Origin of the sequence: Streptomyces sp. NPDC006923 (assembly GCF_040635655.1) — a bacterium.
GTDB lineage: Bacteria > Actinomycetota > Actinomycetes > Streptomycetales > Streptomycetaceae > Streptomyces.
The window spans coordinates 16,707-31,760 of sequence record NZ_JBEYIF010000017.1; the positions used below are offsets into that span (position 1 = coordinate 16,707).

General features: G+C 69.9%; 15 protein-coding genes. 8 read left to right on the forward strand and 7 right to left on the reverse strand.

Going from position 1 to position 15,054, the window contains the following annotated elements:
• Position 1: 1 nt before the first annotated feature.
• The gene (locus tag ABZ707_RS27255) at positions 2-1,324 is read right to left on the reverse strand and encodes an NAD(P)/FAD-dependent oxidoreductase (protein WP_360179888.1); all 1,323 of its coding nucleotides are present in this window, start codon (positions 1,322-1,324) and stop codon (positions 2-4) included.
• A gap of 367 nt (positions 1,325-1,691) precedes the next feature.
• Between ABZ707_RS27255 and ABZ707_RS27260 the strand changes: the two genes are divergently transcribed.
• The gene (locus ABZ707_RS27260) at positions 1,692-2,189 is read left to right on the forward strand and encodes a DUF5709 domain-containing protein (protein ID WP_360180089.1); all 498 of its coding nucleotides are present in this window, start codon (positions 1,692-1,694) and stop codon (positions 2,187-2,189) included.
• Positions 2,190-2,262: 73 nt separating this feature from the next.
• Here ABZ707_RS27260 and ABZ707_RS27265 read toward each other — a convergent pair whose 3' ends face one another.
• The 3 genes from ABZ707_RS27265 to ABZ707_RS27275 form a co-directional block, all read right to left on the reverse strand.
• Positions 2,263-2,736, reverse strand: coding sequence for an ATP-binding protein (locus ABZ707_RS27265; protein WP_360179890.1), 474 nt, complete (start codon positions 2,734-2,736; stop codon positions 2,263-2,265).
• A 209-nt stretch (positions 2,737-2,945) separates the two neighbouring features.
• On the reverse strand, positions 2,946-3,314 hold the full coding sequence (locus ABZ707_RS27270; RefSeq protein WP_360179892.1) for a hypothetical protein: 369 nt from the start codon (positions 3,312-3,314) through the stop codon (positions 2,946-2,948).
• 122 nt (positions 3,315-3,436) lie between these two features.
• The gene (locus ABZ707_RS27275) at positions 3,437-3,679 is read right to left on the reverse strand and encodes a hypothetical protein (protein ID WP_360179894.1); all 243 of its coding nucleotides are present in this window, start codon (positions 3,677-3,679) and stop codon (positions 3,437-3,439) included.
• Between the two features lie 120 nt (positions 3,680-3,799).
• Between ABZ707_RS27275 and ABZ707_RS27280 the strand changes: the two genes are divergently transcribed.
• A complete protein-coding gene (locus ABZ707_RS27280; RefSeq protein ID WP_360179896.1) occupies positions 3,800-4,180 on the forward strand; it encodes a VOC family protein in 381 nt (126 codons plus the stop codon).
• A 91-nt stretch (positions 4,181-4,271) separates the two neighbouring features.
• Here the strand turns inward: ABZ707_RS27280 and ABZ707_RS27285 are convergent, their stop codons facing one another.
• On the reverse strand, positions 4,272-4,814 hold the full coding sequence (locus ABZ707_RS27285) for a type 1 glutamine amidotransferase domain-containing protein (RefSeq protein WP_360179898.1): 543 nt from the start codon (positions 4,812-4,814) through the stop codon (positions 4,272-4,274).
• 159 nt (positions 4,815-4,973) lie between these two features.
• A complete protein-coding gene (locus tag ABZ707_RS27290; RefSeq protein WP_360179900.1) occupies positions 4,974-5,972 on the reverse strand; it encodes an amino acid ABC transporter permease in 999 nt (332 codons plus the stop codon).
• Positions 5,973-6,785: 813 nt separating this feature from the next.
• Between ABZ707_RS27290 and ABZ707_RS27295 the strand changes: the two genes are divergently transcribed.
• The 4 genes from ABZ707_RS27295 (at position 6,786) to ABZ707_RS27310 (ending at position 11,993) form a co-directional block, all read left to right on the forward strand.
• Positions 6,786-7,682 carry an ABC transporter substrate-binding protein gene (locus ABZ707_RS27295; RefSeq protein WP_360180091.1) on the forward strand — a complete coding sequence of 299 codons (897 nt, stop codon included), beginning with the start codon at positions 6,786-6,788 and terminating at the stop codon, positions 7,680-7,682.
• Between the two features lie 15 nt (positions 7,683-7,697).
• On the forward strand, positions 7,698-8,477 hold the full coding sequence (locus tag ABZ707_RS27300) for an amino acid ABC transporter ATP-binding protein (RefSeq protein WP_360179902.1): 780 nt from the start codon (positions 7,698-7,700) through the stop codon (positions 8,475-8,477).
• Between the two features lie 41 nt (positions 8,478-8,518).
• Positions 8,519-9,592 carry an LLM class flavin-dependent oxidoreductase gene (locus ABZ707_RS27305; protein WP_360179904.1) on the forward strand — a complete coding sequence of 358 codons (1,074 nt, stop codon included), beginning with the start codon at positions 8,519-8,521 and terminating at the stop codon, positions 9,590-9,592.
• A 538-nt stretch (positions 9,593-10,130) separates the two neighbouring features.
• Positions 10,131-11,993 carry an APC family permease gene (locus ABZ707_RS27310; protein WP_360180093.1) on the forward strand — a complete coding sequence of 621 codons (1,863 nt, stop codon included), beginning with the start codon at positions 10,131-10,133 and terminating at the stop codon, positions 11,991-11,993.
• A gap of 41 nt (positions 11,994-12,034) precedes the next feature.
• Here the strand turns inward: ABZ707_RS27310 and ABZ707_RS27315 are convergent, their stop codons facing one another.
• Positions 12,035-13,309, reverse strand: coding sequence for an LCP family protein (locus ABZ707_RS27315; RefSeq protein WP_360180095.1), 1,275 nt, complete (start codon positions 13,307-13,309; stop codon positions 12,035-12,037).
• A 520-nt stretch (positions 13,310-13,829) separates the two neighbouring features.
• On the opposite strand from ABZ707_RS27315, the gene ABZ707_RS27320 reads away from it, so the two are divergent.
• Both ABZ707_RS27320 and ABZ707_RS27325 read left to right on the forward strand, forming a co-directional pair.
• Positions 13,830-14,375, forward strand: a complete 546-nt coding sequence (locus ABZ707_RS27320; RefSeq protein ID WP_360179906.1) for a hypothetical protein — start codon at positions 13,830-13,832, stop codon at positions 14,373-14,375.
• A gap of 84 nt (positions 14,376-14,459) precedes the next feature.
• Positions 14,460-14,939, forward strand: a complete 480-nt coding sequence (locus ABZ707_RS27325; RefSeq protein WP_360179908.1) for a hypothetical protein — start codon at positions 14,460-14,462, stop codon at positions 14,937-14,939.
• Positions 14,940-15,054 lie beyond the last annotated feature (115 nt).

Genomic DNA, 15,054 nt, shown 5'->3' on the forward strand with positions numbered 1-15,054 from the left:
GTCACTCCTTACCGGCTCCGCCGGGAGACCTCACGAGTTCGGGCGACGACGATTCGAGCGGCACCGCGCCGGATCTGACGAGGCCGAGCTGCACGGCCTGCCGCGGCAGAGCCGCTTCAAGAAGCCAGTCGGCGGCGACGCGCGCCCGGTTTCCCGGCATGGCCGCCAGGTGGTAGCCGCGTGTGACGGCCGCCGCGAGCGGTCCCGACAGCGGCACGCCGAGCGGGTTGGCCGCCGCCTTGACTCCTCCGAGGTCCACGACGAACCCCAGGTCGTTGTGTTTGTAGGTCCCCCGCTCTCCGTGCCCGAGGGAGGCGGCCACATTGCGGCCCGCCATCTTGCCCTGCCGGCCGGCGTGCTGGGCGGTCATCGGGGTGAACTTCCCGGGCCTGGAGAGGTCCGGGACGGCCGCCGCGTCACCGCACGCGAAGACCTCCGGGTGGCCCGGCACATTGAGCTGCGGGTCCACCAGCAGCCGGCCCCGCTCCACGGGGAGCCCCAGCTCGGACACGAGTGGGTCCGGCCGTACGCCCACACACCAGACGAGGGTGTGTGTTTCGATGAACTCGCCGTTGTCCAGTGTGATCCCGGTCGGGCCCGCCTCCTTCACAGAGGTACCGGTCCGTACGTCCACACCGCGGGCGCGCAACACCCGGTCCGCGGTCTCCGACAGCCTGCTGTCCAGCTCGGGCAGGATGCGCGGAGCGATGTCCAGAAGCAGCCAGCGCGGTCTGGGTTCGTGCTTCCAGATCAATTGTTTCCGGACCAGCGCGTCAGTCAGAAGTTTACCCTGAGCGGCGACTTCGGTCCCGGTGTAACCGGCGCCGACCACGACGAACGTGCAGCGCGCGGCACACTCCCCGCGGTCGCGGGCGGTGGCGGCCAGCTCGGTCTGGCGGATCACGTGGTCGCGCAGATAGAGCGCTTCCGGGAGCCCGCGGAACCCGTGCGCGTACTCGGCGACGCCGGGGACCGGCAGCAGCTTGTTGACACTGCCCACGGCGAGGACAAGACGGTCGTACGCCAGCTCACCCCGCTCCCCCTCCGGCCCGGTGTAGGAGACGCGCCGCGCGTCCAGGTCCACCTGACCGGCCTCGCCCAGCACGAGCCGTACCCGCGGCAGCGCCCCGGTGAGAGAGACCGTCACCCGGCGGGGCTCCAGGATTCCCGCCGCCACCTGGGGCAGCAGCGGGACGTAGAGGAAGTAGTCGGTCGGGTTCAGCAGGACGATTTCGGCCTCGTCCCGTACCCGGCGGGAGAGTGTGCGGGCGGCCTCGAAGCCGGCGAATCCGGCCCCGACGATGACAACGCGTTCTCGGCTCACGTTCGACTCCGGAGGGTGACATATCGGGTCGTACGGATGGACTGATCCCGTGCCCGCCGATGGCGGTGACAAACACCGGAGGCGCCCGAATACGCCGTGCGCACCGTGCGGCACCACGCTTCACCTGCGGTTTGACACGGCTGCGATTGGTGGGAGGGTGGTGGAAACGGACAAGCCGCCTCCGGGCAGGACGACGACGCGGATCGTCTCCCGTGGACTGTCGGTTGCCGACGCCCCGGACGGGTACCGGCACTTCGACGCCCGCGACGGTGGCCGGACGGGAGTCATCCCTCACCCGGCCGCCTGAGCGTTCGCGGGAGACAGGCGAAGGCAGGAGAACGACGTGAGCGGCGACAGCGGCGAAACGATGGGCGACGAGGTCTACCAGCCGGACGACGAGGACGTCATCGAGGACGAGGGCATTCTCGATCCCGAGGACACACTCATCGACCGGGGTGCGGACCCGTTCGACGAGGGCTGGTCCCCGCCGGAGCGCCCCCTGGGTGTCGAGCACACCGGGACGACCGCCGCCGAGCAGCGCGAGGGCGAATCGCTGGACCAGCGGCTCGCGGAGGAGATCCCCGACACCGAGGTGCCCGAGGGGGACGGCATCGGTGATCTGGCGTACGGAGACGGCGAGACCCGGGACGACGAGGTGGGCTACTACCGGTCCGGCCGGCTGGTGGCTCCGGACGAGGGTGCCCACGAGGACCGCGAGAAGGACATGATCGCCAGCGATGTCGGAATCGACGGCGCCGCCGCGTCGGCCGAGGAGGCGGCGGTGCATCTCATTCCCGATCCTGACGACGTCAACGACATTGATGACATCGACGGCATCAACAACACCGACACCCCACTGGCCTGAGGCACGGGCTGCCGTCGGGTGCGCCGCACACCTGGCAGGGGCGAAAGCCCCGCCGGTGTGCGGCGCTTCGGCGTCAGACAAGGGCCGGGGCGGGGGTGGGCGCGGGCTGGTTCTGCGCCGCGTCGGTCCCGGTGAGAGGGATCCAGGGCCGCCTCGGGATGTTCTGAGGAGCCAGCACACTCCTGGTGAACCAGATGACTTTGCCATGGGCGGTGGCGCAGGTCCCCCAACTGTCGCTCAGTGCCCCCACACGGGCGAGGCCCCCGCCGCCCGCCGTCAGCAGCCGGGGCATACGGGGGCCGTTGTCCTCGACCGACGCGGTGAGGCGACGGCCGGCCCAGCGGAGTTCCACCACACATCTGTTGTCGTCGCCGACATGGCGGACAACATTGTTCAGGAGTTCGTCGATGCCCCTGCACACGGGCTCGACTTGCAGTTCGAGCTTCCAGTGCCGAAGGTGCGCGGCGACGATGCGCCGGATCTGCGGAACGCGCTCCGGAGAGGCGTGCAATTCCACCACGTAATGCTGGTCGAGTGGAACTGTCATGGTCCAGGCTCCTCACAGAGAGGCCCACATGCTTCACCACGTTGTGCCAACGACCCCCGAGCACGAAGCGTGAGCTGACGACACTTCTGGGTCTCCAACAGATTGCCTCCGCCGGACGGCACCCGCAACACGGGCGCACAGGCGCGCGGCCGGCGCCCCCACCGCCGTCGCGACCGCCACGCGAACCACCGTGCTGCCGGCCCGCGCGGCTACCTGCTCTCCAGCCGTAGCTGGACTTCTTCCTCCTGGTCGCCGGAGGCTGTGCCGACAACACGCACCGCGAAGGCGGAGGTCAGAGCCTTCCGCAGGCTCTCCACCGCCGTGTAGCCGCCCTGGAGGGTGGCCGTGACCGGCTCCGTCAGCCGCGCGGGACCCGGCTCGGTGCCGACGTCGGACACATCGAATGTCGCGGTCCACACGGTCGGGCGTTTGCCCGGTACGTCCTGTGGCACGTCGTCGGCGGCCCGGTCGCAACCGAACGCCGTCCTGAGCACGCCAAACACCGCGCGCGCGTCCTCTTTCGCCTGTCCGCTGATCGCCACCACGACCTGGGCCTCGGGATGGTCCGCACTGTTCACGTAGATCTTTCCTCTCTTCACGGGCGCGAGGACCCCGGCCATCACAAGATCGCTGCCGGGCGTTTCCCGCGCCTGATCACTTCCAGGCTCTCCCCGGCGCGCCGAGTGTGCGACTGGAGCGGTCACCCGGAGGCTTCATCCGGAACGGGCTGCTCCGGGTGCACGCCGCCGGAGTTCGGGCTCCCCCGCCGGCCCGCTCCGGACTCGTCCGCGTCGGGGACACTCCGGTCGTCCTCGTCCGGCTCGTCGGGCCGGACCGGTGTGATGTCCAGCGGGTCGGGACCGGGCTGGTTCTGCTGGTCGGGCATGTCCCTCGGTATGGCGGTGCCATGCTCGCCGGGACCTTCCATCCGCCGATCACTCACGGCTCTCCTTCCCTCATGACCTGGGGTGTCGGTCGTCGCGGCGAGGCGGGTACCCGCTCGCCGCGCGGGCAACCACGTGACGCGCCGTGTGCGAGCCGGAGCAGGGGGTAGACGGAGCACATGACCGTCGCGAAGACCAGCGTTCTCGTCCTTGACTCCGCAGAACCCGTGGAGCTCGCGGAGTTCTACACGACGTTTCTCGATGCCGAGTCCCGGATCGGCAAGGATCCCGACTTCGTGGAGATCGTCGGCCACCACGGAGTTCATCTGGCGATCCGCAGGGATCACGGCCACGCGCCCGCGAGCTGGCCGCGCCCCGAGAGCTCCCAGCAGGCTCATCTGCGGATCCTGGTGGCGCGGGAGGACATCGACGAGGCGGAGCGCGAGGCGATCAGCCTCGGAGCGAGGCCGCTGGAGACCAAGGACAACGGCGGTCCCCGCGATGTGCGTATCTACTCGGATCCGGCCGGCCACTCCTTCACCCTGGCCGTCCAGCCCTGACCCGAACGCCGCCGTGGGGCGGTGCCCCGGAGGTACGGGCACCGCCCCACGGCGTCGGCGGCGGAAGGTCCCGGCCGCACCCGGCCTGCTCTCAGCCGCTGAAGTCGCTGAACTCCTGGACGAGCGCGGCGCAGAACGCCTTGAGATCGTCCGGATTGCGACTGGTGATCAGGGTGCTGGGCGCCGACGTGCAGACCTTGACCTGCTCGTCCACCCAGGTGGCGCCGGCGTTGCGGAGGTCGGTCCGCAGGCTGGGCCACGAGGTCAGCGTCCTGCCGCGCACCACATCGGCCTCGATCAGCGTCCACGGTGCGTGACAGATCGCCGCGACCGGTTTCCCCGCCTCGAAGAAGTCCTTCACCAACGCGACGGCCGCCGGGTCGGTGCGCAGGAAGTCCGGGTTGGCGACCCCACCGGGCAGCACCAGCGCGTCGTACTCGCCGACGGTGCTCGCCGCCACAGTGCGGTCGACGGGGAAGGTGTCGCCCTTGTCGAGGTGGTTGAACGCCTGTACCCGACCGCCTTCCGTGGAGATCAGCGCGCGTTCGCCGCCCGCGTCACCCACCGCCTGCCAGGGTTCGGTCAGCTCGACCTGCTCCACACCCTCGGGAGCCACGAGAAATGCCACTCGCATGTGATCCACGTCCTCTCTCGTACGCCGCGGCGTCCTCCGCCTGCCCCGCGTCACCTTCTTCACACCGGGACCCGGACGGCCGCCCAGAAGATTCTCGCCCATATGGGGCATAGAGGCGCGCCGAGATCCCGGGCGGCGACAGCGCGGGATCCGGTGGTCTCAGCGAGGAGCCGCGTCGGCGGCGGTCGCGGTACGCAGCCGTGCGCTCAGCGCCGCCACCTGCCGGCGCAGACGGCCCAGCGGGGTGGGCGGCAACTCACGTGCCGCGCCACGGGCGTAGTACCGCTCGACATAGAACTGTCCGGCGGACAGGACCGTGGTGACGATGATGTACCAGATGGTCGCCACCATCAGCAGCGGGATGACCTGGTAGGTGCGGTTGTAGACGAGCTGTACCGAGAACAGCAGGTCCTGCACCGCGAGGACGCTGACGATACTGGTCCCCTTGAGCGTGCCGATGAGCATGTTGCCCGCCGTGGGCACGATGGAGCGCATGGCCTGCGGCACGATGATGCGGCGCAGTACGCGCCACCGGCTCAGCCCGAGCGAGGCCGCCGCCTCCGTCTGGCCGGCGTCGACGGAGAGGATGCCGCCGCGTACCACTTCCGCCGCGTACGCCGCCTCGTGCAGTGTGAGGCCGACCAGAGCGGTGAGACCGGCGCCGAAGAGGTTGACGGTCTTGAAGGTGAGGAATTCGGGCCCGAAGGGGATACCGAGGCCGAGTGTGGGATAGAGAGCGCCGATGTTGAACCAGAACAGGAGCTGGACCAGCAGCGGGGTGGACCGGAAGATCCATACGTAGCCCCAACTGATCGTGCGCAGCACGGGGTTCGCGGACAGCCGCATCACGGCGAAGAGGGTGCCGATCAGGAAGCCGAGCGCCATCACGGCCGCCGTCAGCCAGAGGGTGAGCAGCAGTCCGTCCAGTACGGCGGGTGTGGTGAAGTACTCGCCGACCACGCTCCACTGGAACCGCTCGTTGCGTATGACGGAGTTGACGACCATCGCGAGGACGAGCAGGGCCACGGTGGCCGACAGCCACCGCCCGAGGTGGCGGCGGGGCACGATGCGGGTGAGCTCGTCGCTCTCCGGCGGGGACGTGGCCCGTCTCGGGGATCCCGGCTCTGACGCGGGCAGGACATCGGGCGACACGGTCATGAGGGCTCCGGCGGGAGATGCGGACGGCGGTGGACAACGACGAGCGGCAGGCGCCGCACCTCTCGGTGCGCCGGCCGGCCAGGACGTCATCACGCGTACCGCGTCCCTCAACACGGCAGAAGCGACTCGGTGTTCACTCCGGAGTCGCATGCCCCCTCATCGTAGGTGCGGGGACCGAACGTCTGTCAAGAAGGACCGATCCCGCGTTCCGCAGGAGCGACCGGGAGGCAAGGGCCACAGTGCGAACGGCTGTTGACTTCGCCGGACGACCCGTGCTCAATTGGCTGCATGCAGAAGCAGCTACCGTTGGTCACACGCGGTCACATCGACTTCGGTCGAGTGTGGTCCGCCTCCTGTTGCGTCTGACCCGGCAGCGGGCCGCCTGACCGGCCCTTCCCTCCCTCGGTGACCCCGTCGCGGGCCGTTCTCACCGCTCCCACCGGGCGCACGCTGCCGCTCTCCCGTTGATTCCGACGCTTCTCGTGTCATCACGCCTGCCCCGGTCCTTCATCGGTTTTGCCGTGTCCGCGCGGTGTCCGGAGTGCCTTCGGTGTGCCTTCCGCCGGCGCTCGGCCTCCTGTTCCCGGCTACTTCGGCCTGCCCGGCTTCCGGGCTTTCCGGGCTTCCGGGCTGCCCGTCTTCTCGCCTTCTGACCTCTTGGCTTTCACACCGCACGAAAGGCCCGTCATGCCCGCTGGTGTTTCCTCGCTCTCTCCGCCGACGGAAAGGTACGGCCCCGTGCGCGGCCCGGCCCCGAAACGCCGCCGTGTCCCCGGTCGCGTCCGGCATACGGCCGCCGTACTCGCGGCCGCCCTGCTGCTGCCCGTCCTGGCGGCCTGCGGGACGGACCCGGCTTCCGGGCAGGTGGCCGGCGCCCCCGCCGCGCCCGCGCCCTCGGACGATGTCACCGCCTCACTGGGAAAGAGTGCGGCGCTGGCGGAGCTGCTGCCGGAAGACGTCCGTACACGCGGCAGTCTGCGGATCGCCAGCTCCGTCGGAGCACCGCCCAGCGCCTATCTGCCGAACGCGTCGAGCCGGCGACCGGTCGGACTCGACATCGACATCGCCGACGCGGCCGGCAAGCTCCTGGGGCTGCGGCTGGAGCGGGAGGAGGCCGGATTTGAGACCATCCTCCCGGCGCTCGGCAGCGGCAAGTACGACCTGGGGACAGGGAACTTCGGCGTCACCGACGAGCGCCGCAAGACCATCGACTTCGTCACCTACATCAATGACGGTCAGGGCTTCGCCGTCGCCAAGGACGACCGGAGCCTGGACAAGGTGACCAGCCTCGGCCAGTTGTGCGGCAAGACCGTCGGGGTGAGCGCGGGCACCACCTTCGAGGCAACCCTCAACGCCCAGAAGAGTGTCTGCGCGGACGCCGGCAGGAAGCCGTACACCGTCAAGGTCTATTCGGAGAACGGCACCCTGCTCACCAGCCTCCAGCAGGGCCGTGTCGATGTGGTCATGTCGACCATCAACGGGCTCCGTTACCAGGCGGCGCAGCCCGCGGCGGGCGTCAGGTTCCTGGGCGAGTTCCACCGGCTCGATGTCGGCTTCGCCTTCAAGAAGGGCTCGCCCCTGCTCAAGGCGTTCCAGGCCGCCGTCAATGAGCTGATCAGCGACGGCACCTATGACCGGATCCTCAAGAAGTGGGGCACCGGCGATTCCGCGATCGAGGAATCCCAGATCAGTCCGCCAGAGCAGCACTGACCGGCAGGAGCCCCGATGCCAACGACAACCGGCGCGGATCCCATGATCGACGTGCGTGGCGTCCACAAGAGTTTCGGCGCGCTCGACGTGCTGCGCGGGGTCGATCTCCAGGTCCGCGCCGGAGGGGTGACCGTGGTGCTCGGTCCCTCCGGCTCCGGCAAGTCGACGCTGCTGCGCAGCATCAACCACCTCGAAAAGCTCAACCAGGGGTACGTCAGCATCGACGGCGAGCTGATCGGTTACCGCCGGTCCGGCTCCAAGCTGCACGAACTCAAGGAGCGGGAGGTCCTCAAGCAGCGTCTGCGCATCGGCTTCGTCTTCCAGAACTTCAATCTCTTCCCGCATCTCACCGTGCTGGAGAACATCATCGAGGCCCCCGTCCAGGCGCTGCGCAGACCTCGTGGGGCCGCCGTCGAACAGGCCGGACGGCTGCTGGAGCGGGTGGGTCTCGCCGACAAGGCCGACGCCTATCCGCGGCAGCTCTCCGGTGGCCAGCAGCAGCGCGTGGCCATCGCCCGGGCCCTCGCGCCGGAGCCGAAGGTACTCCTCTTCGACGAGCCCACCTCGGCGCTCGATCCCGAGCTGGTGGGTGAGGTGCTGGACGTCATCAAGGATCTGGCCCGTTCCGGCACCACGATGATCGTCGTCACCCATGAGATCGGCTTCGCCCGGGAGGTCGCCGACACCGTCGTCTTCATGGACGCCGGTGTGATCGTCGAGCAGGGTCCGCCGGCGGAGGTGCTCGACCGCCCGCGGCACGAGCGCACCAGGGCCTTCCTGTCGAAGGTCCTCTGAACCGGTCCGCGTCCCGCCCGCCTCCCCGTCAAGGAGCCTCCGTGAAGTTCTCCGTCCTCACGATCGTCGGGCACTCCCCGCACCCGCTCACCGGGGAACTCGCCTCGGCCGCCGACCGTCTCGGTGAGGTGGTCGAGCTGGGCGTCGAAGCCGAGCGGCTCGGTTTCGACGCGTATGCCGTCGGGGAGCGGCACGCCGGGCCGTTCCTCTCCTCCAGCCCGACGGTGATCCTCGGCGCGCTCGCCGCCCGCACGTCGCGCATCCGGCTGCTGACCGGTGTGACCGTGGTGGCGATCCTGGATCCGGTGCGCGTCGCCGAGGACTACGCGACGCTGGATCAGCTCTCCCGCGGTCGTGTCGAACTGGTCATAGGCAAGGGCGCGGAGGCCGGGCACTTCGACCTGTTCGGTCTCGACGAGGAACGGCAGTGGGAGTACCAGGCGGAGAAGTACGAACTGCTGCGCAGGCTCTGGCGGGAGGAACACCTCGACTGGGAGGGCCGGTTCCGCCCGCCGCTCAAGAACGTCACCACGGTGCCCCGTCCGTACGACGGTCCGCCGAGGGTGTGGCACGGCTCGGCCACGAGCCTCAACTCCACCGAACTGGCCGCCAGGCACGGCGACCCGCTCTTCACCGCCAATGCCATCCAGCCCCGGGAGGCGTACGCCAGGCTGCTGCGGCACTATCGCGAGAAGTTCGAGGAGTACGGACACGATCCGGCGCGCGCCCATGTGGCCGCGGGCTCGGGCGGGCTCTATGTCGCGAACACGACGGAGGCGGCCGTCTCCGGTTTCAGGGAGCAGTACGAGGCCCGGGTGCGTCAGTCGTTCAAACCGCACCTGGTGGGAAAGGCCGGCTACAACACGCCCTTCCGCACGATCGAGGAGGCGGTGGAGAGCGGGCCCCAGCTCATCGGCAGTCCACAGCGGATCATCGACAAGATCCTCGGCTACCACGAGGTCTACCGGCATGATCTGCAGTCCGTCACCGTCGACGGATTCGGGCTGAGCCTGCCCGAGCAGCGCGAGCAACTCCAGCGCTTCGCCGAGGAGATCGCCCCGGTGATCCGCCGGGAGGCACCCACCGCGCTGTGGGAGGAGAGCGTCACGCCCTGATCGCCGGGCGGCCCGGACCGGCCCGCCCGGCTCGTACGCCCGAAAGGGTTGTCGACGCCTCCACGCGTGTGTCGTACGCGGCAGGTCGGACACGCGAGAGGGTTCGCCGAAGAGACTCGCGGGTGTGACGGACAGCCACGGAGAAGACGCGCGGGACGGTCAGGATTCAGGCGAGACCGCCAGTGTCCCCGTCGTCGTGCCCAAGCTCGACGCGGAACAGTCGGCGCTGCTGCGGACGGTGGGACGCGAGTGGGAGCGGGTGTCCGGCCCCCCCGGCAGCCGGCACCACGCGCTGCCGGTCGATCCGGAAGCCGTGAGCTATCCGGAACCCGCGCAGGTCGTCCCGGCACGCTTCGGCCGTTTTGTGAGCGTCACCACGCTCGGCGCGCAGCCGCACAGGCCGGAGGCGGGCGGCGCGGCGAAGCACGGTCACGAGTCCGTCTGGGAGGACATGGCCCTGTCCGGCCGTATCGCCCTCCGGCTCCGTCGTGTGCTCCTCGGGGCGCCACTGGAGAGCACGGCGGTGGCGCGGGAACGCATGCGCAAGCTGGTGGCGCTGCCGGTGCTCTCGGCGGACGCGCTGTCGTCGGTGGCGTACGGCCCGGAGGCGCTGCTGGTGATTCTGGTGCTCGGCGGCGCCGCGGGACTGGCCTACTCGGTGCCGGTGGCGCTGGCGATCGTCTTCCTGATGCTCGCCGTCGGGGTCTCGTACCGTCAGACGATCCGCGCGTATCCGCACGGCGGCGGCTCCTACATCGTCGCCACCGACAACCTCGGACGCGTGCCGGGGCTGATGGCGGCGGCCGGGCTGATGACCGACTACATCCTCACGGTGGCCGTCTCCGTCTCGTCCGGGATGGCGGCGGTCACCTCGGCGCTCCCCTGGCTCGCCGACGATGTCGTGCCGATCGGTCTGCTGGTCATCGCGCTTCTGCTGGCGGGCAATCTGCGGGGAGTCCGGCAGGCCGGCGCGCTGTTCGCCGCGCCCACCTACGCCTTCATCATCGCCGTGCTGTCGCTGGTGGTCGCCGGGCTGTACGACGCCTCGGACCGCGGCTTCGAGCCTGTCCCGCCGCCCGCGCTGCCCGCCGTCGAGGGGGTCGGCGTACTGCTGGTGATGCGGGCCTTCGCGTCCGGAGCGACCGCGATGACCGGTATCGAGGCGATCTCGAACGCGGTGCCCGCGTTTCAGCCCGTGGCGTGGCGCAACGCGCGTACCGCGTTGACCTGGATGATCGGACTGCTCGTTGTGATGTTCGCCGGCACGATCGCCGTCGTCCACTTCTCGGGTGTCGTCCCCGAGGCCGGCGAAACGGTCCTGTCGCAGCTCGCCCGCCGCACCTTCGGCTCCGGCGGAATGTATGTGTTCATCCAGGCGGCGACGGCGCTGGTGCTTCTGCTCGCGGCCAATACGGCGTACAACGATTTCCCGCGCGTGCTGTTCCTGCTGGCGCGGGACGACTTCGCGCCACGGATCTTCCTGCGACTCGGGGACCGGCTGGCCTTCAGCAACGGAATCATCGTGCTCTCGGTGGCGGCGGCGTTGGTCTATGCCGTCTTCGAGGGCAGAACGGCGTCGCTGATCCCGCTGTACGCCGTCGGTGTGTTTCTCGCCTTCACACTGTCCCAGAGCGGAATGGTGGTCCACTGGTGGCGCGGGCGCGAGCGGCACTGGCGCAAGAGCCTGTGCTTCAACGCGATCGGCGCGCTGCTCTCGGCGGCCGTGTTTGTCACGGCGGGCATCACCAAGTTCACCCAGGGGGCGTGGCTGGCCATTCTCACTGTCGGTGTGTTCCTCCTGGTGACAACACGGATCCACCGGCACTACGACACGGTGCGGGAGGCGCTGCGTCTGCATCCCCAGTCCATCGAGATCCCCGGCCGCACGATGTCGCCGCGGCCCGACGGCGATCCCTCGGCGCTGCCCGCCGCCGTGGTCCCGCCGCGCGAGCAGCAGGACGCGGAGGCCGAGACCACGCCCGAGGAGATCCGCCATCTGTCCGTCGTCGCGGTCGATGTGCTGCACCAGGCCGGTATGCGGGCACTGGCCTACGCCGCCTCGCTCCAGCAGCCCGTCCTCGTCCTGCATGTCAGTCCCAGTGAGGAGGACGCCGAGCGTTTCCGGGAGAGCTGGCTGCTGTGGGGCGGCCATCTCCCGCTCAGGATCATCATTTCCCCTTATCGTGCGATCGTGGCGCCGCTGATCAGCTACATCGAGTCGCTGCACCACCAGCGGCCGGATCTGACCATCACGGTCATCCTTCCCGAGATCGTGGTACGCCACTGGTGGCACCGGATCCTGCACAGTTGTCTGGCGGGGCGGCTGCGGCGCGCGCTGCGTCCGCTGCCGAAGATCGTGGTGACGACCGTCCCCTTCCATGTGCAGGACTTCCCCGGGTAGGACCGGGTATGGGCCGCCGGACGGTCCTGCGGCGCCCGGCCTCAGCCGGTGGGCGCGGGCAGGTCGGGGCCGATGGTGAGGGTCACCGAGCCGGCGGCCGCCTCGGCGGAGAGGGCCGGCTCCAGGCCGGGGAATCTCTCGGCGAGCGCACCGGCCTGGGCCGCCAGGCCCTCGGGGTAGGTGAGGGTGGTACGCCCGGACGGCTCCGGTGCGTTGCCGGTGGCGGCGATCACGAAGCCGAGCGCGCTCAGCCGGGCGGCGGTCTCGCGGGCCCTGCCGGGCACGCCGGTGCCGTTGAGGACGGTGACCCGGACGCTGCTCGCCGACGGGGGCAGGCGGCCGGCCGCCCTCCTGAGCCGGTCCTCGGTGATCTCACGGTCGTGGCTGAGTGCGGTGAACAGCGTCTGGGAGGCGGACGGGTTCCAGACGACATTGGCCTTGTCGCTGGGGACGTCGCGTTCCCGGGGGTAGTTGGGGACGGTCAGGAAGGTGATGCGGTCGGTGGGCATGCCCTTGAGGCCGGCTGCCAGTTCGTACAGGGGCTTGAGGCCGGCCAGATCAGGATCGGTGGTCAGTGACTTGGTCGCCGAGTTCATGAATCCGTAGAGGGCCTTGGGGCTGTACAGCTTGGACTTGGCCTTGGCGGCGAGGGCCCGCATGAACTCCTGCTGGCGGCCGATGCGTCCGATGTCCGTGCCGTCGCCGAGGCTGTAGCGGGCACGTACATAGCCCAGTGCCTGGTCGTCCTTCACGTTCTGGCACCCCGCCCTGAGGTCCAGGTGCGCCTTCTCGTCGTGTATCGCCCGCTTGGGACAGACCTCGACGCCGCCGAGCGCGTTGACCATGCCGGTGAAGCCACGGAAGTCCATGATCATGAAGTGGTCGACGCGGACCCGGGTGTTCTGCTCGACGGTCTTGATCGCGCAGGCGGCGGCCTTGGCGGTGTCGCCGGTGGAGCCACCGATCGCGAACGCTTCGTTGATCTTGAAGTGATGCGGTAAGGAGGAGCGTCCGTTGCCCTGGGCGCAGGCCGGGATCCGCACCCAGGAGTCCCGGGGGAACGACACCACCGTGGCCCATTTCCCGCTGCCGCCGACATGCACCAGCATCAGGGTGTCCGACTGCATGGTGGTCAGCTCCTTGCCATAGGAACCGTTCAGCCCCTTGCGGCTGTCCGAGCCGATGACCAGGATGTTTTCCCCGCCCTGGGTGGCTCTGGGCCGGTTGTCGCCGAGTTCGCCGTCCACACCGGCGCCGTGGATGTTCCCGCTCAGCCGGGTGTAGAACCAGCCGCCGGCGCCGGCCGTACCCAGCACCAGGGCGGCGGCCGACAGACCGAGCAGGCGTCCGATCCGGCGTCGCGGCGGCCGTCTGCGCTGGTTGCCGCCGTGCGGTGAGGCCGAGCCGTGTGCCGTCCTCAGGTCTGCTGCGTCCACCGCGTCAAGCTCCTTGCTGCGTGCCGGGCACGGGATGAGGTCGGGCCGGGGTGCGCGGGGGAGCCGCGGTCCGGCCCCGGGCGCCCGGCGCCGACGGGCGCGCGAGTATGACGTGGGGACCTGTCGCGGCGGCGAGGCGGGCGGAGTTGAGTCTGTGGGCGTACATCGTCAGCAAAAGGTAGACGATCCCGGGCGCCGCGATCAGCCGTTGCCCAAAGCTGCTGTCGAACTGTCCGACGGTGAACGGCCGACCGGGGCCGGGGAGTACGCCAGGACTCCCCCGTACATCGGACGGCTCTGCCGGGTGGCCCGGGGCCGGGGGGTGCCGTGTAGTGGGTGGTGCGGCCGCGATCGGCGGTCGGCGCGCTGCCGTTGGGGCGGCCGGACATGAGGAGTCCCGATGAGGATCGGCACCAGGACAGCGGCCGGCGCGGCCGTTCTGTGCGCCGCGGCCGTCGCCGGATGTTCCGACAACGGAAACGCCGGATCACCGGCCTCCACATCACCCGCTCCGGTGGCCTCGGTGGCTTCGGTGACCGCGTCGTCCTCCGCCGAGAGCGCGCGGACGGTGTCCGTCCACGCCGGGTCGCTCGGGAAGATCCTCGTCAACGGGAAGGGCCACGCGCTCTACCTCTACGAGGCGGACAGGACAAAGAAATCCACCTGTTCGGGAGAGTGCGCGCGGACCTGGCCGCCGCTGATCGTCACCAGAGCGCCGAAGGCGGGCGGCGGCGGTGTCAAGCAGGCCCTGCTGGGCAGCGTCAGCCGCAGCGACGGCAGCAGGCAAGTCACCTACAACGGCCACCCCTTGTACACGTTCAAGGGCGACAAGAAGGCGGGCGTCGCGAACGGCCAGGGCGACCTCTCGTTCGGCGCCAAGTGGTACGTCCTCGACACCGCGGGCAAGAAGAACACCACCCCTCAGCAGAACAGCGGCGGCTACTGACCTGCGGCACCGGGCAGGGGCCGACGGCTCGGAGACACCCTCATCGTCCGCTGCCCCTCGGCCCATGGTGCAACAGGAGAAGCGATGTCATCAGACACCTCCGCCGCGTCCCCCCGCCCCCGGCGGCCCCTGCGTCTCCTGCGCGGCGCGGCGCGGCTGCTGGCCGCGGCCGGACTCGCGGTGGACGCCTATCTGCACGCCCACCTGGCCGACCGGTACGACGAGGTGTCCGCGAGCATCAGCCAGGGCGACCTGTTCCGTATCGAGGCCGGCCTGGCCGCGCTCGCCGCCCTCCTGGTCCTGGTCTGGCGCCGAGTCCCGTCCGACGCCTTCGCCTGGCTCGTCGCCGCGGGCGGGCTGGCGCTTCTGCTGATCTACCGTTACGTCGACGTCGGCCGGCTGGGCCCGGTCCCGGACATGTACGAGCCGGTCTGGTTCGGCCAGAAGGTACTCGCCGTTGTCGCCGAGGCGGTCGCTGTGCTCGCGACCACGTTTCTCCTGGTCACGTTCCGTCACCGCCGGAGTCGCCTGAGCCGTCGAAAGCACCGGAGCGGCCGCGCCTGAGCGCGAAAACCCCGGCTGAGTGGCGGCGGCGCCCCGGCGGGCGTGGAATGGATCAGGAGAGACCGGTCTCTGTCAGGAGGGCCCGGTCCCCATGGGGTGAGCCCGAGCCCGGGAG

Coding starts and splice junctions, on each gene's coding strand:
- ABZ707_RS27260 (WP_360180089.1), top strand. CDS start 1,692: ATGGGCGACGAGGTCTACCAGCCGGACGACGAGGACGTCATCGAGGAC.
- ABZ707_RS27325 (WP_360179908.1), top strand. CDS start 14,460: ATGTCATCAGACACCTCCGCCGCGTCCCCCCGCCCCCGGCGGCCCCTG.
- ABZ707_RS27320 (WP_360179906.1), top strand. CDS start 13,830: ATGAGGATCGGCACCAGGACAGCGGCCGGCGCGGCCGTTCTGTGCGCC.
- ABZ707_RS27285 (WP_360179898.1), bottom strand. CDS start 4,814: ATGCGAGTGGCATTTCTCGTGGCTCCCGAGGGTGTGGAGCAGGTCGAG.
- ABZ707_RS27310 (WP_360180093.1), top strand. CDS start 10,131: ATGCGCAAGCTGGTGGCGCTGCCGGTGCTCTCGGCGGACGCGCTGTCG.
- ABZ707_RS27265 (WP_360179890.1), bottom strand. CDS start 2,736: ATGACAGTTCCACTCGACCAGCATTACGTGGTGGAATTGCACGCCTCT.
- ABZ707_RS27280 (WP_360179896.1), top strand. CDS start 3,800: ATGACCGTCGCGAAGACCAGCGTTCTCGTCCTTGACTCCGCAGAACCC.
- ABZ707_RS27300 (WP_360179902.1), top strand. CDS start 7,698: ATGCCAACGACAACCGGCGCGGATCCCATGATCGACGTGCGTGGCGTC.
- ABZ707_RS27290 (WP_360179900.1), bottom strand. CDS start 5,972: ATGACCGTGTCGCCCGATGTCCTGCCCGCGTCAGAGCCGGGATCCCCG.